This is a genomic window from Tolypothrix sp. PCC 7712 (assembly GCF_025860405.1).
Classification (GTDB): domain Bacteria; phylum Cyanobacteriota; class Cyanobacteriia; order Cyanobacteriales; family Nostocaceae; genus Aulosira; species Aulosira diplosiphon.
In genome coordinates this window covers 1,700,211-1,725,993 of record NZ_CP063785.1, presented here as the reverse complement: position 1 = coordinate 1,725,993, position 25,783 = coordinate 1,700,211, and the positions used below count along the sequence as shown (strand labels likewise).

Below are 25,783 nucleotides of genomic sequence, written 5' to 3'. Positions count from 1 at the left end.
GATAAATAATCATACAGAAGAAGCAACACTACTCAGGCATAAATTGAGTAGATTATGGGTAAGATAACCTCAGAAGTTAATAAGTTTATCAAGAGGGTAAGGAATTATGTCTGTACGTTATAACCAAAATAATGCTCCCCTAGTAAAAGTAGTTTACTCCCAAGTAAAAGTTAATGGAAAACTGCAGCTAGTACCACTAGAACTATATGCTGATGGTTCGCTTAAACGTTCTCAAGGATGAGTTTGGATATCTATAGGCGGGATTTTAGTACAAGAGAGAATTTATTCGACATTTCGCACGAATTTAATTGATAACTAACTTATTGGATGACATAATTACACAAATTCGTAACTAATTACATTCAAAGAAACTCTGGGTTGAAAAATGCTACGAATTTATGTAAGACTGCTGTAAATTAGTTCTAGAGTTGCTAATTAAGAAAAAAGATATTGATAAATTCTCTCTATGTAAATTATCGGATATTTTGTTATATTAGTGATTCTATAAGGTAACTTGCTAGTGAACGTAAATAACCAGATTTGCCAATGTTTTTCTTTCCAAAAACTGTAGGTTGGGTTGACGTAAGCAAACCCAACAGCAATACGAAACCAAGCTACATGTAATCCATTTATACATCAAATAAAAGAGGGTGCGTTAGCCTACGGCGTAACACATCCTACAAATTGAAAATTACAAACTAAATTCTGCTGCATTATCTTCATCTAAAGTTGCATCTTTTCCGGCAACAGTAGGTTTAAATTTAGCATCATGAATCAATTGTGAAAATAGCATTTTGGGGTTGTGATGCAGAATATTCAATACACTAATAAAATCTCTGACAATCTCTCCTGGTGTCAGCAAAGCTTCTGCGCCTAAACGATTAACAATTTCTTTCACAAATTCATTTAATTCGCGATTACTCAAAGTCTTTTCATAGCCAAAATTCTGAGCATGAATCTCAATTATGCGTTGCAATAGCGTGAGTATCTCTTCTTTACTTAACGGATTCAGCCTAATTACTGGCCCTGAATATTCTTGTACCCCAGCTTGAGTCACAAAGCGGCTTTCTTTTGTGCGTCTGCGCCAAGCTTGGTCTGCAAATAATCCCCGATTTTGGTCTTCTAAAAATTTTGTAGTTCCACCAATAAAAATACCGAGATGTTCGGCTTTACACTGCATGGTGTCGTTAAACATTGCGAGGAGTCGATTGTAATTTTTCTCTCGCGTTACTGTAGTAGATATTTGATATAAGTGTACTGATTCATCGACAAGAACTAATAGCCCTTTATAACCAATTTCTGCGACAAATTTAGCTATGAGTTTAATATAGTCATACCAACTATCATCATCAATAATGACACGCACGCCTAAAGCAGCTTTCGCTTCAATTTTGGTGGTGAATTCTCCTCTTAGCCAGCGCATAGCAGCATTTTTTAAGTTATCATCATCCAGTCGATAACCACGCCAATAAGCAATAATGACGCTACCAAAATCAAAACCGTGGACTAAGTCTTCAATATACTGAACAACTTCCCGAATTTTTTCCTCAACTTTGTCATCAAAGCCTTCATCATTGGGACGTAAGCTAGTTTCTTTAGCTACTTCTTGTTGAATTTTATTAATCCATCCTTCCAAAATTGAGACTAAAGCACCACCATCGGGACGAGTTTTTGTAGCGAGACGACTCATTAATTCGCGATAGGTTGCTAGACCTTCATTATTACTTCCGGCTAGGCGGCGTTCTGAGGATAAATCAGCATCCGCTACTACAAAACCTTGTTCCATAGCACGGCTGCGAAGCAATTGGAGAATGAAGCTTTTCCCCGAACCGTAGTTGCCAATTATAAACCGAAATGCCGATACCCCTTCTGCAATATCATCGAGATTCTGTAATAGGCTTTTGAGTTCTTGTTCCCGACCTACTGCTATATGTTCAACTCCTAATCGAGGTACTACTCCCGCACTTAGGGAATTAATTAAAGCAGTGGATATTTTTTTCGAGAGTTTGAGCTTTGCCATGTAGTTGATCTCACCTGATTTTGAAAGCATAGGCTTATAGCCAGCAAGTTAAGTCAGGTATATACCATACCTTATTATAATTTTACAATGGTATGAATATTTTAATAAATTTGGTGCAGACAATCTACTTGTAGAAATGCGATGTCATCTGTGAAACTGCCAGTTAAATCAATAATTTGACATATTATTTTGAGTTATTATATATCTTCTTGATAGTTAGCCAGCATTTTTTTCATATTGCTGATATATTCTGGATAAATTTCTGGTGGTTCTACATTTGTATTAATGATTAATTCACCTAAATTATCACTGGCTTTACCATTGATTGCATCTATTAATAGATTTGGCATGGTAATATTTACTTCGGCAATCTGTTTAATGGTTGTTTGAGGATTTTCTGCTGATAATAGGGCTTTGATGACATCAATTTCATGATTCTGTAGATGCTCAAAAAAATGATACCATTCTTCAGATAAAGCCTCAGATGTATCAGGTTTGATATCTATTGTTTCTAGGGGTTCAATTAATTCTGCAAACGGAAATAATTCTACATTTTCTTCATGTCTTCTATCTGCTAAAGGTTCAGGATTAAGTGTTTCCAGTTGCTGAAGTAATTCCCAAACTTGACTTTGCAATAAGTCGCGTTCTTCTTGTAATAAAAAGATTTGCGCTTGTAATTTCTGGAGTTCTACTTGGTGTTCTCCTATTTTAGTTTGTACGTCATTTAAGTTAGATTCTACATTTTCTGGATTATTGCTGGTATTTAGCAATAATTGATTTTTCTGGTTAAACTCAACTTCTAAACTTTGCAGTTCAATTCGCAGTTCGTAGAGTTTTTCTTCGATTTGTGGTTTCAGTCTACCTAAGAGAGTTAAATTATTTTCTATTTCTTCTTTTTCTTGCAGAAGTTCGCTAATTTGATGCTGTAACTGATTAATTTCGGAACGGGAGACGTTACAGTTTAATTCCAGACGACGTTTTTCTGCATTGAGCATAGAAACCGAATTGTTCAGTTCTGTTTTATTTTGCTCTAAGTTATGAATTTCTGTACTAATAACAGTAATTTCATGCTCGAACTGTTTTTTTTGTCCCGCAAAAGTGCTGAGTTCGCGTTGAATGCTATCCCGTTGATTGCGAGATTCAGCTACTTTATTTTGTAAGTTTTTTGATTCTGTATATAAGGAATTGCGGTGTTCTTCAATTTGGTGAACTTCTCTAGCAATTCGAGATTTTAATTCTTCTAGTTCTTTGATGCGCTTTCGCAGAGAACTTAAAATGAGCATTTCATGATTTTTGCGCCGCCTATCTACAGATAATGCGGCTGCATAGGTAGCAATTACAGTAATGATACCTGTGACAAAGGCTTTAGAATAATCCCAGTTAGGGACAAGACTAAGACCAAAACTGACACTAAAGGCTACTATTCCTAGAAATAGTCGATTGCTTAATATTGCTGAGTGCATATTATTATTGATTTTTGGCCTAGTCACCTTGTCAACATCATTACTTTTTAAAGACATGACCCCTCACTTTGTCTCTGGGAAGTCTGCGGTTGTGAAGATTGGCACATAACATGATTCTGAAAATATTCAAAGATTGCAACTAACAACTTACCAATTGCCCTATTCAAGGTCTGCTGTATGATTTTTTACACTAAAAACTGCTAAGTCAGCTTTTAAGAAATCAATAAATTGCCTGGCTGTGCGTCCAGAACGACCGTTATGGCGAGTAGCCCACTGTAATGCTTGATACTCTAAGTCTTCTTGACTAATATTAATTTCTGCTTGTGCTGCTAAATGCCGGACAATTTTCAAATATGTTTTCTGATCTGCCCCCTCAAAGGTCAAGGTTAAACCAAAGCGATCGCTAAAGGAAAGCTTCTCTTGCATGGTATCCCAAACATGGATTTCTTCGTGATCTTTGGGCGCAGGCCTGTCTGTGTAAAACTCGCGAATCAAGTGGCGGCGATTGGATGTGGCGTAGACAACTACATTCTCAGGACGCGCGGTTAAATTTCCTTCTAACACTACCTTGAGGGCTTTAAAAGCATCGTCATCTTCTTCAAAGGAAAGGTCATCGACAAAAATAATAAATTTCTGTGGTACACCCCGCAATTGTTCTATGATGAGCGGTAAGTCTCGCAATTCCGATTTTGTAACTTCTACTAAACGGAGATTGCGATCGCTATACTCGTTTAACAAAGCTTTGACTAAAGAAGATTTTCCCGAACCGCGACTACCATAAAGTAATACATGCAGTGCAGTTTCCCCTGCTAATAAAAACTCTGTATTTTTTAACAAAGCGTCCCGTTGTGACTCATAACCTGCAAGTATACCCAGTCTCACAGGGTCAGGATGCTTAATACCCACAAAATTACCACCTTGCCAGCGCAAAGCCCGATATTCTGCAAATAAACCTGTACCAAATTGGCGATAATAAGCTGCTAAATCCTCTACAGCATCAGCCCAATTATCCAAATGGTAAAGAGAAGTAATTGCCTTAGTTTCTAATTCAGTCTTATCTTGCTCTTTGTACCAAACGACAGGTGAAACTGGTAGATGGGCTACAGTTTGTACACACTCACTCAAAGCCGCGCTACCGCACTCATATAAATTCTGCAACACGTGTAAATCATGTTGCGCTGCGGCGACTAATGCAACGGGCATATCTTCAAATTCTTGCTGTTGGGCCAGCTTGGTAAAGGGATTTTCCGCAATCAGAATTTGAGTAATGAGGTAATCTTCCCAATTTTGATTTCTCGCAGCCAAGGCGTGAAAGTAATTGCCGTAGGCTTGTAGGCAACCTCGCCCATCGGCATCAGTGTATCGTATCGCTTGCAACAAATCCAGAAAAGCAATCCCCACTTCGCTTTGCAGAACAGATTGGTAAAGTAATAGTGAGGCTGCTTGGCGCTGGAGGAACTGAATTTTGGCAGAGGATGAAGTGCTTCCGGTAGACAACATCGCTTGACTATCCATCAATCAATTGGGTGATGAGCTTCAACAGCTATGGTAAATTGTCTGGCGACCGCGGCCGCAAAATCAAAATCTACACAGGTTTTAACAATGGAATTAGGTATAGTTGCCGCATTTGTCTATGGTATTTTGGCTTTGATTGGCGGCATCATTGGCTATGTTCAAGCAAGTAGTAAAATTTCCCTGCTAAGTGGTAGTGTTAGCGGTTTATTACTCATTCTTGCAGCCTTTTTGCAATTACAAGGCCAAATCTGGGGTTTATTTGTAGCAGCTTTTATTACTGCTGCATTAGTGGTTTTCTTTAGCTTGCGGCTAGCGAAAACCCGCAAGTTTATGCCTTCAGGCTTAATGATTATTTTGGGTGTGTTGGCATTGATACTGATGGTAAATCAAATGGTGGGTGTGAAGTAAGGGATTGGGGACTAGGGACTGGGGACTGGGGACTAGGGGACAAGGAGATATCCCCATTACCCATTACTCAATGCCCTATGCCCTATGCCCTATGCCCTAGGTAATTATATAGTATATTTGTTCTATTCTTAGCTAGAGAAGTTTAACGCTGCATTATTGCAGGTGCGATTTGGGTTTTGTTATTCGTACACAGATAAACTACGGGTTAATAGTTTAAGGTTGTTGAAACACACTGGAATTTGAGCAAATCATTAATGATGGGTCATACCCCTCAATCAATTGTCTACAACATCATTTATTCTCAGTTAGTTGTTAGAAAGGTTGTAATATCTAAGTTTGACCTCGTGGTATATGCATACCAAACCCTGCGGTACAGGAAAATTTGCGCTGGATGTCTAGGAATGATTAAAAATTCAGTCATCAAAGTGACAATTTACAGTGAATTTGGGCATTAAATATTAAAATTTTCCTAAAAAAAATATTTTTTTAATCAGCTAAAATATCCGGTTTTGTTTGCTTGGTGATGTTAAATAAAAATATGAATGCTGAATCTCATATTTTAAGAATATAAGAGTCTGGAAGATTGGTAGAAGCGTGAATCATCCCATAAATGTGATGCACAATACCGTTTTTTATCATTTCCAAAACTCTCTTTTTAGCATCCAACAACATCTATTACTGAGAGTTTTTCCGAATGGCAATTGGTAATTGGTAATTGCTAATGGGGATGAGGAGAATAAATACCAAATGCCAATCCCTAAAATATCAGCTTGATATATGCGGTTGATAGCTGCACTACGTAGTTAAATACAACAATACTGCAGTATGAATAATGTCATTCGTTTTTATTAAAGCTGCCAAAAGCTGAAAACCTGTCTACATCAAAAGACATAAGCGCAGAAATCAAAATATACCTACGTAGCTATGCTCATAAATGTAAAGATTGCACAATTCAAGTTATCAAACTGTAAAGGGATATTAAAGAAACAGCAAATAATATATTGGCATTTTGGCAGATTTTTGTAATTTAGATGGGATATTAATAGATAGTACGAATAATTATAGATATTCATACGTTAGTTGCTATCTACCTAAAAATACTAGATTTCAGGTAATCCTGAGATAGGTGATTCTTCCCGCAATTTTACGTACTAGGAAATAATAATACATGGTATTATCACTGTCTTCTCAAAATGTTATCCAGTATCTGCAAGAAGCAGGTCTGTGTAGCTCAGAAGATGGAGCAACCAACGAATCTGAGTTACCAGATAGAACTAAGAATTTGAATTTAATAGTTAGTCTGGCAGATAATCGCAAACTGCTGGTTAAACAAGAAGTCAGCAATCACGATGATGGAACTCCCCAAGAGTTTTTCAAGGAGTGGCTGTTTCACCAATTGCTACAGCAGTTTCCGGTTATTGGTAATATTTCTGCGATCGCATCATTATTACTACATTATGACGAGGAAAATTCTATCCTTGTCCGCAAATATTTGAGTGACTATGAACAGTTAGGGCATTTTTACCAAAAAACTGATATTTTTGCCGATGAAATTGCTACAGCTATTGGCACAACTTTAGCAGGTTTGCACCGTGCTACTTTCAACGGTCGAGAGTATCGCGATTTTATGAATACTGCTCCCGCGGGACAGTTTCGTTATCATTTCTATAATCCGGCTCAAGGGATAGAGTCAATTACACCAGAGATTTTTGCTCAAGTTCCCACGCAAGCGCTGCAATTCTATCAACTCTATCAGCGCTACGAAAGTTTAGAGTCAGCAATTGCAGACTTAGCCTATGAATGGAATCCTTGCTGTCTCACTCATAACGATTTGAAGTTAAACAATATTTTAGTTCATTCTCGTTGGCAGCAGCTTGATAATTGCCTGATTAGATTAATTGACTGGGAAGCTTGCGGTTGGGGAGATCCCGCTTTTGACTTGGGTACATTATTAGCCAGCTATTTAGAGATTTGGCTTTCCAGTTTAGTAGTAGATCCTACTTTACAGTTAGAGGAATCTCTACATTTGGCGGTTACACCGCTGGAGGTGATTCAGCCTTCAATATTGGCTTTAATTCGAGGTTATCTAAATGCTTTCCCCGTAATTTTAGAGTATCGTAGTGATTTTATTTTGCGAGTTGTTCAGTTTGTTGGCTTGGGATTAATTCACCAAATTCAGAACAAGATTAAAAATCGCAAAGATTTTGATAATACTGACATTTGTATGCTGTCGGTGGCGAAAAACTTATTAACTATGCCTGAACAAGGTGTATTAACTGTGTTTGGCATTTCCGAGTCAGAAATCTTAAAACCTGTGGCGAAAGTACATAAATTGCCGCAGCCAGAAAGAGAGAAGCAGTTGGTTCGTCTGTATTACGAAAAAACCCGTCTCCGTGGTTGTTAAGCGAATCAAGCAGACAATTAAACATGCAAAATTATAATTTTTGCATTTGAAGTTTTTCCCATCATATATTTATCTGCTGAATTTTCCCTAAAGTCTTTATGACCTAAAGTTGGCATTAGGGAAGGCGCAGTATTGGCCATTTGTTGGTTGTCTAATTTTCCATTCTGAATTTTGAGGTGGTAATTAACTATGGTATATTCTTCTGTTCAACAACCCCTAACTTCCCTATTTGATATTGCTAGCAATATTCAGATTGAGCCGAACTTTTGCATTCACCATCCCAATTATCAACCATTTGCATTACCTGCCAAGATAGCAGATAGATTTCAGCAGAATTCCACAGATTTACAGCAGAAATATTTAACTTTATTACTGCGGAATTTTTTGTATGGCATCTATTACAATGGCTCATTACAAAATGTTTTGGCTGTTAAAGCTGATGCTGCACAGCAATTACCACATCAAAATTTAGAAAACTATTCTGCTTTAGGAATTGACGGGGAATTTTACGAACGTCTGCATAATTGCAACCACGGGACAGGTTATTTTGATCCGAGTTGGGAAGTGTTGCGGCACGAACCAGATGGTAGCATGGCTGTGAATAAGGGCGGTTTGACATTGTACATCGAACCAGACTGCCATCTCAAAGCTCATTCTCAAGCTGCGAAAATTGGCGAATTAGTGTCAGTATGGATGCCCAAAAATCGCATCCAAAACGGCTGTTACTTAGCAGTTAGCAATTTTGGACAGGAAAGACAAGACAACCCAGAGGATGATTTGGGTACAGGGAGAATCTATTTTAATCTCACACCATTTGGTGCGATCGCACTCATGGATAGCCTGACAGTGGAACTCAACGAAGCTGGTATTCCTTTTAGCTTCCAAGTTCCTTATAATCCTGCTGCTTATGGACGTTACGATTCAGGGGTACTCTACTTTGAACGTAACAACTATTTAGCAATCCGTGAAGTTCTGCAAGGTGTGTATGCAGAACATGAGGCGCATTTTAACCCCGAAATTCCTCTATTTACCAAGTTTTTGGCACCTGGGCTAAGTTTAGCTGAAGAACCCATCAAAAAATTTGCTGCACAAGAAACTTTCGGGATGAATCGCTGTCAAATTGTTGCTAATGCTTTGTTGGATGCTTGGTATAAAGGCAGGAATGCTTATGATGAACGGATGCAATCTATTAACCGCCACTTTAACCGTCATCTAGTAGATGTGCAGCGTCCATATCTCAATCCTAGTTCTCAGGATATTTACTCTCCTCTCAGCTAAGATTTTGTAGCATTATCAATAAATTTAGGGTGGACAGTATATAGAGTTAGATAATGTCCATCCTAATATTTGTCGGTTAAGGGGAAAAAGGGGAATGGGAAAAGGGAGATAACAACCCTTTAACCTTTAACCTTTTCCCCAAAACCAAAGTTCAAACCGCTATCCCTTGTAGTATTGATGTCCATCCTATCAATCTGGATACAGAAAACAGTCCAAATAAGATAATTAGCCGCAGATAAATGCCAGTCATGCAATATGTCAGTGTGTTAGCTGAGTTACGGTAAAATTATGTAGAGCAGGCAGTAAGTCTGCTATTTTTATGCTTGACTTATTAAACTATGCCTTTTACATATAACCGTAGCGTTCGCTTTCAAGATACTGATGCTGCTGGGGTAGTGTATTTTGCGAATATTTTGGGGATTTGTCATGAAGCCTATGAAGAATCTCTAGAAGCAGCAGGTATTAATTTAAAAACTTTTTTTAGCAATCCATCGGTAGCTTTTCCGATTGTTCATGCTAATGTTGATTTTTTCCGTCCGGTGTTTTGTGGCGATAAGTTGCTGGTGTGTTTGATGCCACAAAAATTAGGTGGGGAGAAGTTTGAAATTGCTTATGAGATTTCTGTGGCTGAGGTAATAGTTGCTAAGGCAATTACAAGACACGTTTGTATTGATGCGAATAGTAGAACTAAGCAGGAATTGCCTGTGGAAATTGTCAATTGGTTGGAAACGAACCGCAGAGACACAGAGGAAGCAGAGAGAAGAAAAGCAAGGGAAACTATGTAAGTAAGTCGTTGCAATTAAAGATTATTAGTTAGGGCTGTCACTTGTCCTTAGTCATTTGTTATTGCTAAGAGTTAGAGTATTATATTAGTTGGAAATCATTTCAAGCTTGAGCATTCTTTTACCATCTGCTGTAGTTGTTGGCGGTTAATTTTACCTTGGGGATTGCGGGGTAAAGTTGATACAGGAATCCAGTGTTTAGGAATTTTGAATTTACAAAGTTTATCTTGGATGGCTGTTTGAATTTCTAATGATGTATAGGATGCTTTAGGAATATAAATCGCTGTTAATACTTGCCCCCAGTGGTTATCTGATACGCCAATCACACAAATATCATCCACCATTTTAGTTGCTCGTATGGTTGCTTCAACTTCGACAGGATAGATGTTTTCGCCTCCGCTAATTATTTTGTCACTATTACGCCCCAGAATTTTTAAATAACCTTGGGTATCTAAAAAGCCAACATCATCTACTGAAAAATTATCTTGTTTATCCCAAAGTTTTGGATAATATCCCAGTGCTAAAGATTGTGCTTGAATGGTAATATTTCCTGGTTGATTGCAATTTAAAATTTCCCCTTGTTGATTGCAAACAGTTATTTGAGCATGGGGGAGAATTTGACCGGAATTAACTTTACCATTGAGAAAATCATCTGGTTTTAAGGTAGCTATTTGAGAGGCGGTTTCTGTCATCCCATAAGTAGGTGCTAACCTAATACGATGAAATCGAGATTTTTCTAAGAGTTCATCCCACGCAGGCGCACCGCCTAACATAACCGTTTGAAATTGCGATATCCATTTAGTTAATGTGGGGTTTTGTAAGAGGCGTTGTAACTGAGTCGGTACTAAAGATATGAAAAAATCTGATATTTCAATATCATATATTTGACCATCTGCTAATGCTTTAAATGGTAAAATAGCTAGTTTTCCACCAGTGGTAAAAGAACGCATAAATTGCATTAAACCACTGACGTGATAAAGCGGTAATACACAAAAAGAATTAATATAATTTACCTGAAAATATTCTTTAAATCCTTGCACAGATGCCGTTAATGTGTCCCAAGTGTGGATGGCGAACTTAATTTTTCCTGACGATCCACCAGTGGGAATCATGATTAGTGGTGAGTGGGGAGATGGCGGAGATGAGGTAGATGAGGGAGATGAGGTAGATGAGGGAGGTAAAAGATTTAATTCGTTTAAATCTCCACAGATGATATCTGGTTGTACTAAATCGAAAACTTGTTGCCATTCTTGTGTTCCCCAGTCGGGGTTACAGAGAAATACTGAACAATTAGCAGCACAAGCGGCGAGAAAAGCAGCTAAAAATCGCTCTGGTTGGCGTTCGGCTAAAATTATTTTGGGCGTTGTGCCTGATGCAGACAATTGCAAGAGTTCTGAATATAATTCCTCAGCTAATTGCTGTATTTGAGAACTATCACAACCAATTAGGCAATTAGCAATATCTAAATTATTCAGAATATTAAGATAGTTTACAGGTTGCGCCATAGACGTTGAAGCCATGTTTCTTCTTCTTGTTCCAACAAATGGTTGATTCCGAAGCCAACTGCGCGGTTATGCTGAGATAATTCTGCTGCTAGCTGGAGTGCTGCGTGTCTGCCGATCGCAGTTTCAAAGACGGAGGAAAAGACAGCATCAATGTTATGCTGCCTACAAAACTGCCGCAGGCGTGATGGTGAACCTGCGATCGCTGGCTTAATTACAAAAATGTCTCGCCAACCTTGTTGATAAGCAGCATGAAGTTGTGAGAGTGTAGCGACAGATTCATCTAAAGCGATCGCTGTTTGATAACGGCTACTCAGCTGCAACATCGCCTCAAATTCTGTCACTGCTAGCGGTTGTTCGATAAATTCCACTTTTTCTGAAAATTTATCACAATTTTCTAGCCATAATTCAGCTTCTTTGTAGCTAAGTCCCGCATTCGCATCTAATCGTAGTTTTGTAGAGGCTGGTAAACTGTCAATCAGTAAGTGAAAAATTTTCAATTCATTTGCGATCGCATCAACACCAATTTTCCATTTAAACGTCCGATATCCTTCCTCCCAAAGTTTTTGCCATACATTTAACGCCGCTTCTCCAGCTGGTAATAAGGCGCTAATGGGCATGGGGTAATGGGTAATGGGTAATTGGTAATTGGTAATGGGAATATCTGCTTGTTCCCTAGTCCCCTTGTTCCCCAGTCCCCAATCCCCAGTCCCCAGCCCCCCAAGTGCTGACTCAAAACCAAATTGACAAGCAGGTAAAGCATCGGGAATCGAAAAGATGATTTCTTTTGTAATTTCCTCTGGTAGTTGGCGAAAAAAATCTAAAGCTTGTGGGAGAGTTTCAGAACCAAACCAGCTAATCGGCGGAATTTCCCCCCATCCCTCTCTACCTGCTTCATCAATCAGACGAATAATAATGCTTTCGCGAATATCCCAATTACCATGACTAGTAATAAGCGATCGCAAAAATTTCCGCGCTATCAGACGAAATTCAAATCTGTAAGTCACACTGTTGTTCTCTGTCTTTTGTCATTTTTCCTTAGATGACAGTACAAAGATGAATATAAAATTATCAAGCTGTTAAGGTATTTACCTTCACCCTTTACCCTTCACCCTTTACCCTTCACCCTTCACCCTTTACCCTTCACCCTTCACCCTTTACCCTTCACCCTTCAAAGCACAAATCCCACGCCCAAAAGCAAACAAGCCCAAAAATGTACGGCTACGGCGATAAATTTACAATTACTCACCTTGTCTGGCTGATTATGATATTGCTGGACGTGGCGGCATAATTTAAAAGCGTAGGGTAGACTTAGCCAACTTAATAGCGTCCAGACAGGGAAAATTCCCCATAACACCAAAATCAAGGTGAGAGGATAAATACTCGCGGTAAACCAAGTGAGAACTTGAGATCCTGTTTCAGTTCCCAGGCGGACAATAGGCGATCGCTTTCCTGCTGCTATGTCATCATCTACCTGGTGAAAGTGGGAGCAAAATAAAATTAAACTAGTAACAATGCCGACAATTACTGAAGCTAGTAGGCTCGTCATTGACCAAGTTTGGGTTTGGCTATAGTATGCTGCACCCACTGCCAACGGGCCAAAGGCAAAAAAGCAGAGAATTTCACCTAAACCCTGGTATCCTAAACGAAAGGGAGGCCCTTGGTACATATAGCCCAAAGCACAACAAAGCAGAATTACCCCAATCACAGTTAGGTCTTGTTGCCAAGTTGCGATCGCTAGTATGCCCAGCAAACCCAAAAGTAAGCAAAGATTTCCTAACCAAAATACTACTAACTTTTTTCCAGTTAAGTTTACCAGTGAATGGTGTTTATTTTTATCTATCCCCGTCTCGGAATCAAAGACATCATTACTGATATTTTCCCACGCCAGAATTAAAATTGCTGCTGCAATAAAAGTAGTAAATATTGTTGCATTAAAATTTTTGGTTTCTGCAAATGCTACCGATGTTCCTACCCAAATAGGCATAATGGCAACACTATACATCGGCGGTTTAATCGCTGCCATCCATAACTTGCTTTTGGGATATAAAATCTGCTGTGTAGTCATCAGTCGTGATTAACTAAATTGCCAGAACCTTACTCATATTAAATTTTATGGGTTTGAGCGACACTAAATGTTGTGAATTTGCAAAAAAACTGCGTTTTTTTCTGCAAATGGTTAACTCTGTGCTAATCAAACTTACTCTATATTGCAGCATAAAACTGAGCATGGCTTGTCGTGGTCTTGTAACACCAAAAACAAGGCAAACCATACTCTGGTTAAATGGTGACTGAATATGTTACCTGTAGAAATACGAGACCATGTTTAATTGCACTTTAGGAAGTTAACTTAAAAAAAATTTACTATTACTAGATCCATGACAGTTTCACCATGTCGCAACAGCTTCTTCGTAGAGTACAAAGACCTCTACCAATTTCTCACAGTAGTTCAAGAAAATTGCCTCAACAATAATTGCAGGCAAATTGTGAGTATTTCGCTAGAAATTGATCTAGTAGATCCCCTAGTTGTATTAGATGAACTGGGTCAAGTAAATGAGATAAATTTTTATTTTGAAAATAAGGGCAAAGGAGAAGCGATCGCAGCTATTGATTCTGTTGCGAGATTAAGTATTGATGGAACTGATAGGTTTAGTAAAGCGGAGAATTTTATCAAAAATTCTCTCAAAAATATAGTTAAATTTAGTAACGATAATTTACCTTTTTCTGGCCCACATTTTTTCTGTTACTTTAGCTTTTTTCCCCAAAACTCCCAAGCAGATTACCCATTTTCTGCAGCTACAATTTTTCTACCACGTTGGCAAATATCTATCAAAAATCAGCGCTGTATTTTAGTGATGAATTCAGTTGTCACAGCCAGCGAAAATATTAATAAGATATTACAAACTCTGTGCAATAAAATTGACACAATTAATTCTTTAAAATATTATTCACCCAATCTGGAAGTTTTTCCTGCTAATTTTAGCAAAAAATCCGTTAGTAATGCGAATCATTTTCAAAGTTCTGTAACATCTGCTTTAGAAAAAATTCGTAATAATCATTTAACCAAAATTGTGTTAGCGGATGCTTTAGATGTTCAATCTAGCAATGATTTTAATTTATTTAAATCTTTAAATAATCTGCGGCAAATACATCCTAATTGCTATATATTCTCTACGAGTAATGGCAAGGGACAAAACTTTATTGGTGCAAGTCCAGAACGTTTAATCTGTATTCACGATCACAAGTTGATTACAGATGCGTTAGCAGGTTCTGCACCCCGAGGTAAAACGCCTACTGAAGATGCAGCTAATGCCAATCTGTTAATTAATAACGAAAAAGAAAAGCACGAACATTCCCTAGTCATTGATTTTATTACTCAACGCCTATCTCAAATCGGTTTATTACCCCAGGTATTACCACCACGCTTGCGACAATTATCGAATATTCAACATTTATGGACACCAATTAGCGCTTTAGTTCCGGCTAACGTCCATCCCCTAAAAATTGTCGCACAACTGCATCCTACACCAGCCGTCGCCGGTGCAGCCAGAGATATCGCCTGTGCGGAAATTCGCCGCTATGAAAACTTTGAAAGGGGTTTATATGCAGCACCCCTAGGTTGGGTAGATTCTGAGGGTAACTGCGAGTTTGTTGTAGGGATTCGTTCTGCACTCATCAATGGCGATCGCGCTAGACTATATGCAGGTGCGGGTATCGTTGCAGGTTCCGATCCTGAAAAAGAGTTTGCAGAGGTGCAACTTAAACTTCAGGCGTTATTAAAAGCTTTAGTTTAATTAGAAATAATTTATCAAAAAATTTATACCCATCACCCAATTTTCCAGCAGACAGCAATTACCCATCCAAAATCTAAAATAGTATTAAAAACATAAGGTGCGTTAGCCTGCGGCGCAACACACCCTACAAATGATTTTGTTATTTTATTGTCTATTTCGCAGCTAGAAAAACAGGCGATCACACTTACTTTTATCTAGCTTCTATTTGTTAGGTATTTGCTATTTCTTGCACTATGACATAAGGCTGAACAATGAGTGTTTGAAAACGCTTTTGAGGATTGGCATTCCACTCTCCCAACTGTTCTGGATTGGGTTTGGTAATCAATTGCTCATCAATCCATATTTGCACTTGGGGAATATTATCACTGGCGATCGCAACTCCCACATCTAACAAATCTAACCCTGATGCTACCAGAATTACGGCATCTCTTTTCACATGAGGAATTAGCCATTCCCACTCTGATTCATCTAAATTTTCTGCTAATTCCGCTCTAAAATCAGGCATAATTCCTCAATCTTTTTATGAGTCTAATTATAATTTTACATGAATATTAAATGCTTTTACCCATCAGAAGAACTACAAATTTATCTGCGTTAATCTGCGTACATCCTCTTCTATCGGCGGTTAATTATTTCTTCCTTACCTCATGGGTAAAAGCACAAAATTTTTATTGCTAAGATTCTGCTTGCATCTCTTCAATTTCAAACAAAGATACAATTACCCCAGCGATGGGAATAGAGATAAAAATACCTAGTAAACCTGCAACTCTTGCACCTACTAGCAAAGCAAAAAATACAACTACAGGATTGAGATTTAGCGCCCCTTGCATAATCCGTGGGGCAATTAAATTATCTTGAATTTGCTGTAGTACAATGCAAGCTATCAATACCTTCAATGCTAGCCAAACACTTTGAGATAAGACAATCAAAGTAATAGTACTAACCCCTAATGTTGCCCCAATCCCAGGAATCACATCCAGTAAGCCAACTATGACTGATAAAAGCAAGGCAAAGGGAACATTTAAAACTACGAATACAATAAATGTGGCAGTTGTTAAAAATAGAGTTAATAACAACTGACCTCGAAAAAATCCTAGAAAACTTTTCTTGATGATTCTATTAAAGCGATTGCGTCTTTGACTGGGAACTATTTTGAGAATTAATTGCCAAATTTTCTCACCATCCAGCAGCATGAAAAATGAAATAACAGCAATCAATATAAAAGTCACAAAGTTAGTCAAAAATTGTTGTAAAATAGCTAAACTATTTACCAGACTATTGATTGCTTGAGTGCGTAACTGGTCTTCAATAAAATTTAAATCTATTTGTAAATTACGACTACGCAAAAAAGATTCTAATCGCTCAATTAAAGGTGCTAAAGAGTTTAAAAAAGTAGTTATACTATCTATTAACTGTTGCCCTTGGGATAAAACAGCTAAACCCAAGGTAATCGCAATTCCTCCCAGCACCACAATGCTGAGTAGGAACACTAAAACAACAGCAACACTATGGGGTAAAAAACGCCGGAGCCATTTTACAGGATAGCTGAGTAAAAAAGCTAAAATGGCGGCGAATGTAAAAATTACAATCACCCCTTGAAAGTAGGCTAAAAGCTGTACAATTGCCCAACCAGCAGCAACTAAAAGTAAAAAGCGGACTAAAGCCAGATTATTTAATCGCTGCCAAAAATTCTTGGCTTCAAAGCCTGTCATATTAATTTGAAAGTTGAGTTTTCAACTGTGGTTTGTAAATTTTCACCACAATGTTGAAACTAACTCTACAGAAACTACAGAAGCGATCGCACCCCCCCTTAAGTAGATTTTCTGCTTTTTCTGGCTCATCTTCCTAAATCATGCATTTGGTTAATCACATCTGCACATTTTTGAGTCAACGCTTGCAATTCCTCCTTATTTGAGGAACTAGGAGTATCAATCACTTGCCCAATTCTGACGGTAATTGGAACTTGACGGGGTATAGAGGAGCCTTTTTGTAAAATCTGCTCAGTACCCCATAAACTGACTGGTAAGATAGGTGCTTTTGCCTTTGCTGCTAACAGTGCTGCGCCTCGTTTGGGGTCTGTAATTCGACCATCGTTTGTGCGAGTACCCTGCAAGAACACACCCACAGCCCAACCATTATCAATACACTCTAAAGCAGAACGAATGGCAGTGCGATCGGCTGCGCCCCGGCTGACTGGGTAAGCACCATACAATTTAATTGCTTGCGCCAAAACTGGGACTTTAAATAACTCTTCCTTCGCCATGTAAGCCACTGGACGCAGGACACAATTAGAGACTATTGGCGGATCAAAGTAACTAGCATGATTACTCACGACTAGTAACGGCCCAGATTGTGGGACATTTTCTACCCCATGAATCTTGACCCGAAAGTAAGCATGAAGCATTGGACTGACAATAGACCATTTAAAAGCGTGGTAAAGTGCCAGGCTAACTAAAGGTTCACGGCTTTTGCTCATAATCAAAAAATTAGGTGGTGGTTAAAGGGGAAAAGGGGAAGGGGGAAGGGTAAAGGGTAAAGGGTAAAGGGTAAAGAGTTGGACAGACGCGATTAATCGCGTTTGTACTCAAAAGTCAAAACCGATCAATTATTTCTTACCCAGTCCCCAGTCCCCAGTCCCCAATCCCCAGTCCCCAGTCCCCATTACCCCTTATCCCCAGAGGGGGCCCCGAGTTCCCCAATCCCTAACCCGGTAACTCAGCAGCATTCCGGATATTTTTTAAGCTTAAACCAGGAGTGGTGCGTTTAATTAAACCAGTTAACACATTACCCGGGCCAATTTCTATGACTTCCTCAATACCTTGGGTTGGCAGTAGCAGAGAAATTTCTCGCCATCTGACAGAACCCGTCATTTGTTGAATCAGACGTTGTTTGAGAGTCTCAGCATCAACAGTTGGTATGGGTTCCACATTAGATACTACGGGTACATTCGCTGCTTGGAATTCCACACCATCAAGGATTTCTTGGAATTCCGTAGCTGCAGATGCAATTAAAGGTGAGTGGAATGCGCCCGAAACTTTTAAAGGAATAGCACGCTTGCTTTTTACTTGGGACATGACTTCATGTACAGCATCGGGAGTACCAGAAATTACGACTTGAGCCGGACTGTTATCATTTGCCAGCACTACGTCAGGCTTGGCGGCAATTACTGCATCCAACTGTTCGCGGTCAAAGTTCATTAGCGCCGCCATCATCCCACCAGAAACAGCTTCCATGAGTTCAGCTCGACGCTTGACTAAGTGTAAGCCAACAGACCAATCAAAAACACCAGCAACGTACAGGGCAGAGTATTCTCCTAAACTATGCCCAGCCACTAAATCTGGCTGATGCCCTCTTTCTTGAAGCAAATCGGCGAGAATGGTTTCTACTACATAAAGACAGGGTTGAGTGTAGAGTGTACGTAATAACTGGTCGCTATCACTTTGGCAAATGTCAATAACAGACCAACCTAAGATGGCCTCAGCTTGGGTAAATTTCTCCTTCGCTGAGGGTATCTCTAATAAGTCCATTCCCATACCAGTTACTTGGGAACCTTGTCCGGGAAAAACCCATGCAGTTTTAGTCATTGCTCAATAGTCAGTTCAGTAGACAACGTTGTAGAGTCAAGGGGAGCCACTGCAGTCTTCTCCCAAGGGGAGACGCTAAAAGCGATGGGGTTTCCCCAAGTAGAGCAAGTGGCGTTCAAGGGTCAAAACTTCAAGATGTATTCTTTGGAGGGATTTTTTGACTTTGGACTCTTGACTACAAAGATTTATCTTCCCCATTGGAAAATTGCTGCACCCCATGTCAGCCCAGCACCAAAGCCAGATGCCGCAATAATGTCATTGGGTTTAATTTTGCCTTGCCGCACAGCTTCATCTAAAGCAATGGGAATAGAGGCGGCAGAGGTATTGCCATAGTTGGCAAGATTACTAATAACTTTTTCTTGGGGAATATTGAGGCGTTGGGCTACAGCGTCTAGAATGCGCTGGTTAGCTTGATGTAGGAGTAGCCAATCTACTTGATCCACATTGAGATTCGCCTGAAATAAAGTTTTATCTATAACTTCTGGCACTTTTTGGACAGCAAAGCGGTAAACTTCTTTGCCGTTCATGGTAATTGGGTGATATTTACCTTGGGAGATATTGACGTTAGGAATCAGCTCTTGAGAAGAGGCTTGATAGGCAAGGTTCAGGAAGTGGTTTTGGCTACCGTCACTTTTGAGGGTAAATCCTAGTAAGCGATCGCTCTCATTGGCCTGCATGACTACTGCTCCAGCTCCATCACCAAACAATACACAGGTGCTGCGGTCTTGCCAATCTACCCAACGAGAGAGGATGTCTGCCCCGATCAACAGTACGTTTTGATATACACCGCTTCTAATGTATTGGGCTGCGGTGACCATGCCAAATATAAAGCCAGAACAGGCAGCAGTTAAGTCAAATGCTACGGCTTTGGTCGCTCCAATTTCCGCCTGAATTTGACAAGCACTGCCAAACAGATCATCAGGGGTAGAGGTTGCCAAAATAATTAAATCCAAATCTGCGGCGGTAATGCCAGCAGATGCGATCGCTTGACTACTAGCACGAGCCGCAAGTACACTCAATGACTCTGTGGGATTTGCCAATCGCCTTTGACGAATTCCTGTTCTTGTGGCGATCCACTCGTCTGAGGTCTCCACCAATGCAGTCAGCGCTTCATTATCTACGGAAGTTTCTGGTACTGCCGAGCCACTGCCAGTAATTGCTATGCCTATGTTATGCACTCCTAAGTCTCCCACACTATCACCTATCAGCGTTTAGTCATTAGTAATCATGAGTAATTAGTCATTTAATTTTGACTAATTACTCCTCTTGTGCTACATCTTGCTACCTTCTGGCTGATTGCTAACCACTTTCACGCTCTAGGGCTTGATATTGGGTACGTAGGCGTTGTAGCACCTGGTTATCTACAGCTTCTTTGGCCATACGGATTGCATTAAAAACTGAAGGCGCTTGGGAGCTACCATGACCAATCAAACAAACTCCATCCACACCTAAAAGCAAAGCACCGCCATGTTCTGCGTGATCCATCCGTTGCTTAATTCGCTTCAGGTTTGGTTTTAAAAGTGCTGTACCGATTTGACCATGCAAGCCTTGGGGTAATTCTTCCCGCAAGATTTGTAAAATCACTCCGCCTACGGCTTCGGCAAATTTTAGTAAAACATTGCCAACAAAGCCATCACAGACAATGACATCAAAGTCACCAGAAAGTACATCACGGCCTTCAGCATTACCAATAAAAGAAATTTGAGTATTTTCTTTGAGGAGTTGGTGGGCGCGCAAAGCCACTTCATTACCTTTAGTGTCTTCTTCGCCGATATTCAACAGACCTACTTTTGGTTCCGGTGTACCCAGTACATATTGACTGTAGGCCGACCCCATCACAGCAAACTGTTCTAAAAATTTCGGGCGACAGTCTACATTGGCACCAACATCAAGTATGAGTACTGGCTTGCCAGCTTTGATTGTAGGAAAAACTGTCCCAATTGCTGGGCGGTCAATTCCCGGCAAGCGTCCTAGGCGGAGCAAAGCGGAGGCCATAGCTGCCCCAGAGTGTCCTGCGGAAAACACAGCATCAGCTTGTTGCTGCTTCACCAAATCCATCGCCACATTGATCGAAGCCTTACGCTTGCGTCTAACTGCGTTTAGCGGCTCCTCATCCATTGCGATCGCTTCCTCAGCAGGAACGATCTCTACCTGCGCCAGGTTGGTTTTTGGCGGCAGGGCAGCTTCAATTTGTTGGGGATCACCCACCAACAATACTGTTACACCCAACTCCTCGCCTGCGCGCACAGCGCCAGCCACGATTTCAGCGGGTGCATGATCCCCTCCCATTGCATCAATTGCGATCCTTACGCCAGTCGATCCCATTGCTCAAAGCTTTTAGAAACCTTACAAATTTTACCAGATGGCTTAACCCAAAAATCGGAATTTTAGCTAGCCGGATGAATTTACTGGGGACTAGGGACTAGGGACTGGGGACTAGGGGAAATCCCAATTACCAATTACCCAATGCCCCATGCCCAATGCCCCATGCCCCATGCCCTATTCAACTGAACTTAATACCCAGTCAACCAGGGTTCTGACACCGTAGCCTGTAGCACCGGGGCCGTTGTAGCCGTTTTCTTTATCTGACCAGACTGGGCCAGCAATATCTAGGTGTGCCCAGGGGGTATCTTTGACAAATTGCTTGAGGAATAGGGCGGCGGTAATGGAACCACCAGGACGAGGGCCAGTATTCTTCATGTCGGCAATGCCAGATTTTAGCCCTTCAAAATATTTTTCTTCCATTGGCATCCGCCAAATTTTTTCACCTGTGCTTTTTGCTGCTTTTTCTATTTGGGCAGCTACCCCATCATCAGGAGTATACAAACCTGCAATATCTTCACCCAAAGCAATCACGTTAGCGCCAGTAAGGGTGGCTAAATCGACGATCGCATCTAGTCCTAATTTATCGGCATAAACTAAGGCATCGGCTAAAGTCAAACGTCCTTCAGCATCGGTGTTATTAACTTCAATGGTTTTGCCATTAGAGGCGGTGAGGATGTCACCGGGGTGCATTGCATGACCGCTAATCATGTTTTCGGTAACGGCGGAAATAAAGTGAACCTCGGCACTGGGTTTAATTTGGGCAATGGCTTTGGCTGCGCCTAAAGTTGCAGCAGCACCACCCATATCAATTTTCATAGTTTCAATACCGCTACCAGCGCCTTTAATATTCAGTCCGCCGGAGTCGAAGGTTAAGCCTTTACCAATAATTGCTAGTTTGCGTGTGGGTGTGCCTTCTGGTTTGTAGGTGAGGTGAATAAATTTAGGAGGCAAATCAGATGCTTGGGCGACTCCTAAAAAAGCACCCATACCCAATTTTTCGCATTCTTCCCGTTCTAAGATTTGGATTTGCAAACCATGATCTTTAGCGATCGCTTCGGCAGTTTCCGCCATTGTAATAGGTGTAACAGCGTTTGCTGGGGCTGCTACTAATTCTCTGGCTAAAATTACCCCAGAAACTATCTGATTTGCTAGGTTAATAGCGGCTTCTTGTCCACCAAAACCTAGTAAATCTATGGTTTCTACTTGTGATTTTTTTTCTTCTGGGTCGGACTTAAAGCGGGTATCTTGGTAAAGCGCTAATTGTACACCTTCCGCGATCGCTTGGGCGGTTGCCGCCGGATCGTTGTTCCATAATGGGAAACTAAAACCTAAAGTTTTTACTTTTTGCTTTTTAGCTACCCTTCCCACAGCCGCAGCCGCGCGCCGCAAGGAATCGGTCGTTAGCGCGTCTGGTTTTCCCAAACCGACGATAATTACTTTCTTGACTGGGGTACTAGCTGCTATCCGAGTGAAAACAGTGCTGTTGGCTTTACCCTTAAATTCTTCTTCAGTAATTAATTCTTTTAAAATTCCGGCAAATTTACCATCTAAAGTTGCTAATTCGCCTGTTAGCTCTAGGTTATCTTCAAATAATCCAATTGCTAAAGTATCACCTGTCCACTCTAAAAGCGGCGTATCACTAGGTCGAATTACCATTTTTGTATTTTGTGTAAAAGTTCTTGTACCAGTATTGCTTAAAATTCTCTGTTCATGCATTAGGAAAAGGGCATAGGGCATGGGGCATGGGGCATTGGTATGATGATTCTCTCCCACTTACCCATTACCCATTACCCATTACCCATTACCCATTCCCCATTCCCCATTCCCCATTACCCATTCCCCATTCCCCATTCCCCATTCCCCTAAAGATTAAACTTATTAGCGATCGCGTCAATAATCTTTTGCTCTACTTCTGTAGTTTCACCGTTAAGTTGGGCAATTTTTTGACATTGAGCCAGCAAGGGGATCGCAAAATCACGATTGAGTTGATTTAGCAAGCTATCTAAAGGCTGAGGTGATTGAATATTTTGGGCGATCGCATTTAAGGAATGTTCGCTAAGATTTATAGCTTTTAACTCTGGGAGAATTTCTGACCAAGTCTTTTCTGGATGGCTGGCGAGGATCATATGTACTAAAATTTGATCCATGACAGCTTCTTGAGCGATCGCAGTTTCTAAGTATTTTTCACTTTGCTGCTTTAATGTTGCTAATGTCTCTTTGTCCGTCAGCGAGGTGGATTCGTCCAGCTTGGCTTCGTAAAATCGACAAGCAGCATAGCCTAAAGAATAAATCATCGTCGCATTAGAACTAGCTGCGATCGCAGCACCAGCAAAAGGTACATTTCGCAGCAAGCCTAAACCCGCAGCTTTTAAAAGCCGACTACCGCCTAAAGCTAAACCAAAAATTGCCAAAACCTCACCCTTGCGCGCTGGGTCTTTTAAATTTAACCCGTAGGCGGATGCTATTTCATAAAGCATTTCTGATTGCAATTGCGTTGTCGCTGCTAAATCAATTGCTAATAAAGCCGCCGCTACTCCTGGCAAAATACTTGTTGCTAAACCAATTCCCCCGGCTTTTGTAGCTTTTTCCACCATAATTCTGTGGGAAATTTGGCTAGGGGACTCTTGGGGATATTGTTGTTTGAGTTGATTAACTGCTGCTTGTGCTTTTGCTAAATCAACATTTTCACTAGCACCAATCAACCAATTAAGATTTAATACCCCAGATAATCTGCGAATTAACCAATTTTGGCTGAGGCTATCTACTACTTTGCCGCTTGTTTGAGTTGATTGTTCAATTAATTTATGTGTTTGTTTAGCAACTGTTTCTCCTATTCCAACTGCTGTTCCCGCTAGCCAGTTGAATGTTTCGCCAACAGATGTCAAAAATGATTTTTTATCTTTTGTTGTATTATCTGGTAAATTATTGATTTTTTTATTTGCTATTTCTTGAGAAATTTTATCTGCCATTGCATGACACCTTCAATGTACAGCCTTGCTATTCTAGGTTGTAACAAAGGTGCATATAGTTTTACATCTTTCTTAGAGGATAAACCGATAGGTAAAATCTAATTTATCCTGACTTATAGTATTTGATAAAGGTTATTGATATTTTCAGCTAGCTATTGGCTGCAGCACGGATTTCTTGAATAATATTGGATATTTCTTCTTCTGACTGTATGTGCCTGGCTAAAACTTCAGCAGTTGATTCTAGTACGCGATCGGAAAATAATTTGGCTAAGTCTTGCCGCAAACCCTGCCCAATATAAAATTTCAGTAACGCTTCAACAGCCATATCTCGATTGACTGCTACTTTTTTAAGTGAGTCTAAAGTATCCTTTGGTATTTGAATAGATACTGTCTCTACTGGGCGAGGTCTTAAGTGTAATTGAAATTCTTCAGGCTTGTTCATATAATTTTCTTTCAGTACGAGTAGTAGGACGGGCAGAAATTATACGGGTACGCTTACCTCTTTCTACATAAACCACTAATAACAGACGACTAGTGAAAGAATAACCAATGATAAAATCACGTTGCTCATCATTAGCAGAAGCATCACCTGTTTGATAGAACGGGTCAAAGAAAACTTCTGTAGCTTCTTCAAATGTAACTCCATGTTTTTCAATGTTGATTTTTTCTTTGTTATTATCCCATTCAAATTCAATTCCTTGAACTCGATAAAGAAGATCCATTAAATATGACTCTTGATTAATGACATTAGTTGCATCTCCTGGCTGGAGAAATGCAACTTTATTTACACATTACCTGACAGCATTTTTAAGTTGAAATGATTCAATTACCTCAGCACTATTTTCTATGAAATTATTTACTTTCATAATTTCATAGAGATTAGTATCGCTTTCTAATAAACAGGCGTGCCCACTATGAGGTAAAATTACCTTTTTACTGTTAATTAAGATAGTATTTAATCTTTTTACTTCTTCTACAGAAGGTAAAAGCCGATCCTGTCCACCGCCGATAAGTAATGCTGGTTGGGTGAGATAACGTAACTGTTCTTCTTTAACATCAAACTCTCGCAACAAAGATAATCGCCACATTACTGTCTCTGGTGGTACAGAACGCATACTTTTGAGTAGTTCTTGGCGATCGCTTCTGGTCATCCGTTGTAGGGATGCTAAAAATGGTAATAATGCTAGTGCGCCGACTTCATAAAGACAAGGATGCACTAAGTTAGTTAGTTGCGATGTCCAAGTTAACCAAGGACGTAAATGAAAGCTAGAAGCTGGGTTAATCAGGATAATCCGCTTAAACAGATGTGGCGCTTGAATAGCTACTTTCATCGCTAAACAGCCGCCAAATGACTCTCCACATAGATATACTGGCCTCTGGGCGCTTTTTTCTAATTCAGCATGGATTAAATCCAATACATTCTTGGTAAGAATATCCCAGGTGGTAAGGTCTTGTCTGGGGATCGCCAAGCAGCGGACATCAAAACCAACTTCTAACCCAGCAGTTTGCGATCGCAATAGTTGACCTGTGCCATCCATTCCTGGCAAATATACAAACAGGGGATACTGAGGCTGTATGCGCTTAGGAGTCAGGAAACACGGCTTTAACTCAACTTCCAGCATTGTCAAATTTTAATTAATTTTGTTGGTTTTCTAAAATTTACCTTGTAAAAGCTCAATATGTTTTAAGTTTGAGCCATTGCTTGGTTTAATTTGTTCTATCACATTCAAAATTATCTA

23 protein-coding genes are annotated in these 25,783 nt (G+C 40.0%); 6 read left to right on the top strand and 17 right to left on the bottom strand.

The window, feature by feature from the left end; all coding sequences use genetic code 11:
• Window positions 1-106 precede the first annotated feature (106 nt).
• On the top strand, window positions 107-241 hold the full coding sequence (locus HGR01_RS06975; protein WP_255325173.1) for a hypothetical protein: 135 nt from the start codon (window positions 107-109) through the stop codon (window positions 239-241).
• Between the two features lie 450 nt (window positions 242-691).
• Here HGR01_RS06975 and HGR01_RS06970 read toward each other — a convergent pair whose 3' ends face one another.
• The 3 genes from HGR01_RS06970 to HGR01_RS06960 form a co-directional block, all read right to left on the bottom strand.
• A complete protein-coding gene (locus HGR01_RS06970) occupies window positions 692-2,020 on the bottom strand; it encodes an ATP-binding protein (RefSeq protein ID WP_045869169.1) in 1,329 nt (442 codons plus the stop codon).
• Window positions 2,021-2,217: 197 nt separating this feature from the next.
• Window positions 2,218-3,540: a tellurite resistance TerB C-terminal domain-containing protein gene (locus tag HGR01_RS06965; protein ID WP_228045483.1), complete on the bottom strand. Its 1,323-nt coding sequence runs from the start codon at window positions 3,538-3,540 to the stop codon at window positions 2,218-2,220.
• A gap of 102 nt (window positions 3,541-3,642) precedes the next feature.
• A complete protein-coding gene (locus HGR01_RS06960; protein ID WP_045869170.1) occupies window positions 3,643-4,998 on the bottom strand; it encodes an ATP-binding protein in 1,356 nt (451 codons plus the stop codon).
• 87 nt (window positions 4,999-5,085) lie between these two features.
• Between HGR01_RS06960 and HGR01_RS06955 the strand changes: the two genes are divergently transcribed.
• The 4 genes from HGR01_RS06955 (at window position 5,086) to HGR01_RS06940 (ending at window position 9,873) form a co-directional block, all read left to right on the top strand.
• A complete protein-coding gene (locus HGR01_RS06955; RefSeq protein WP_096622234.1) occupies window positions 5,086-5,406 on the top strand; it encodes a TMEM14 family protein in 321 nt (106 codons plus the stop codon).
• A 1,168-nt stretch (window positions 5,407-6,574) separates the two neighbouring features.
• On the top strand, window positions 6,575-7,810 hold the full coding sequence (locus HGR01_RS06950; protein ID WP_045869172.1) for a phosphotransferase family protein: 1,236 nt from the start codon (window positions 6,575-6,577) through the stop codon (window positions 7,808-7,810).
• Window positions 7,811-7,999: 189 nt separating this feature from the next.
• On the top strand, window positions 8,000-9,088 hold the full coding sequence (locus HGR01_RS06945) for a T3SS effector HopA1 family protein (protein ID WP_045869173.1): 1,089 nt from the start codon (window positions 8,000-8,002) through the stop codon (window positions 9,086-9,088).
• Between the two features lie 338 nt (window positions 9,089-9,426).
• Window positions 9,427-9,873 carry an acyl-CoA thioesterase gene (locus HGR01_RS06940; protein ID WP_045869174.1) on the top strand — a complete coding sequence of 149 codons (447 nt, stop codon included), beginning with the start codon at window positions 9,427-9,429 and terminating at the stop codon, window positions 9,871-9,873.
• 95 nt (window positions 9,874-9,968) lie between these two features.
• On the opposite strand, the gene HGR01_RS06935 is transcribed toward HGR01_RS06940, so the two are convergent.
• The 3 genes from HGR01_RS06935 to menA form a co-directional block, all read right to left on the bottom strand.
• A complete protein-coding gene (locus HGR01_RS06935) occupies window positions 9,969-11,375 on the bottom strand; it encodes a 2-succinylbenzoate--CoA ligase (RefSeq protein ID WP_081583945.1) in 1,407 nt (468 codons plus the stop codon).
• Entirely contained in the window at window positions 11,360-12,379 is a 1,020-nt protein-coding gene (locus HGR01_RS06930; protein WP_045869176.1) for an o-succinylbenzoate synthase, read from the bottom strand. Before HGR01_RS06930 ends, HGR01_RS06935 begins: the two co-directional genes overlap by 16 nt.
• Before the next feature lie 164 nt (window positions 12,380-12,543).
• A complete protein-coding gene (menA, locus tag HGR01_RS06925) occupies window positions 12,544-13,440 on the bottom strand; it encodes a 2-carboxy-1,4-naphthoquinone phytyltransferase (RefSeq protein ID WP_045869177.1) in 897 nt (298 codons plus the stop codon).
• A gap of 310 nt (window positions 13,441-13,750) precedes the next feature.
• Between menA and HGR01_RS06920 the strand changes: the two genes are divergently transcribed.
• The gene (locus HGR01_RS06920) at window positions 13,751-15,166 is read left to right on the top strand and encodes an isochorismate synthase MenF (RefSeq protein WP_045869178.1); all 1,416 of its coding nucleotides are present in this window, start codon (window positions 13,751-13,753) and stop codon (window positions 15,164-15,166) included.
• A gap of 208 nt (window positions 15,167-15,374) precedes the next feature.
• Here the strand turns inward: HGR01_RS06920 and HGR01_RS06915 are convergent, their stop codons facing one another.
• The 11 genes from HGR01_RS06915 to HGR01_RS06865 form a co-directional block, all read right to left on the bottom strand.
• On the bottom strand, window positions 15,375-15,671 hold the full coding sequence (locus tag HGR01_RS06915) for a DUF2288 domain-containing protein (protein WP_045869179.1): 297 nt from the start codon (window positions 15,669-15,671) through the stop codon (window positions 15,375-15,377).
• 169 nt (window positions 15,672-15,840) lie between these two features.
• The gene (locus HGR01_RS06910; protein WP_045869180.1) at window positions 15,841-16,878 is read right to left on the bottom strand and encodes an AI-2E family transporter; all 1,038 of its coding nucleotides are present in this window, start codon (window positions 16,876-16,878) and stop codon (window positions 15,841-15,843) included.
• Window positions 16,879-17,003: 125 nt separating this feature from the next.
• Window positions 17,004-17,642: a lysophospholipid acyltransferase family protein gene (locus HGR01_RS06905; RefSeq protein WP_045869181.1), complete on the bottom strand. Its 639-nt coding sequence runs from the start codon at window positions 17,640-17,642 to the stop codon at window positions 17,004-17,006.
• Window positions 17,643-17,868: 226 nt separating this feature from the next.
• Window positions 17,869-18,750, bottom strand: coding sequence for an ACP S-malonyltransferase (fabD, locus tag HGR01_RS06900; protein WP_045869182.1), 882 nt, complete (start codon window positions 18,748-18,750; stop codon window positions 17,869-17,871).
• A gap of 185 nt (window positions 18,751-18,935) precedes the next feature.
• Window positions 18,936-19,928 (bottom strand): beta-ketoacyl-ACP synthase III, encoded by a 993-nt coding sequence (locus tag HGR01_RS06895; RefSeq protein ID WP_045869639.1) that lies wholly within the window; start codon window positions 19,926-19,928, stop codon window positions 18,936-18,938.
• A gap of 121 nt (window positions 19,929-20,049) precedes the next feature.
• Entirely contained in the window at window positions 20,050-21,075 is a 1,026-nt protein-coding gene (gene plsX / locus HGR01_RS06890; protein ID WP_045869183.1) for a phosphate acyltransferase PlsX, read from the bottom strand.
• Between the two features lie 174 nt (window positions 21,076-21,249).
• Complete coding sequence (locus HGR01_RS06885) at window positions 21,250-22,731, bottom strand: leucyl aminopeptidase (protein ID WP_045869640.1); 1,482 nt, start codon at window positions 22,729-22,731, stop codon at window positions 21,250-21,252.
• Window positions 22,732-22,937: 206 nt separating this feature from the next.
• Window positions 22,938-24,044, bottom strand: coding sequence for an EcsC family protein (locus HGR01_RS06880; protein WP_045869184.1), 1,107 nt, complete (start codon window positions 24,042-24,044; stop codon window positions 22,938-22,940).
• Between the two features lie 148 nt (window positions 24,045-24,192).
• The gene (locus HGR01_RS06875; protein ID WP_045869185.1) at window positions 24,193-24,486 is read right to left on the bottom strand and encodes a hypothetical protein; all 294 of its coding nucleotides are present in this window, start codon (window positions 24,484-24,486) and stop codon (window positions 24,193-24,195) included.
• Window positions 24,473-24,766, bottom strand: coding sequence for a BrnT family toxin (locus HGR01_RS06870; RefSeq protein WP_045869186.1), 294 nt, complete (start codon window positions 24,764-24,766; stop codon window positions 24,473-24,475). The genes HGR01_RS06875 and HGR01_RS06870 overlap by 14 nt, the downstream gene beginning before the upstream one ends.
• A 69-nt stretch (window positions 24,767-24,835) precedes the next feature.
• Entirely contained in the window at window positions 24,836-25,666 is an 831-nt protein-coding gene (locus tag HGR01_RS06865) for an alpha/beta fold hydrolase (protein WP_045869187.1), read from the bottom strand.
• Between the last annotated feature and the right edge of the window lie 117 nt (window positions 25,667-25,783).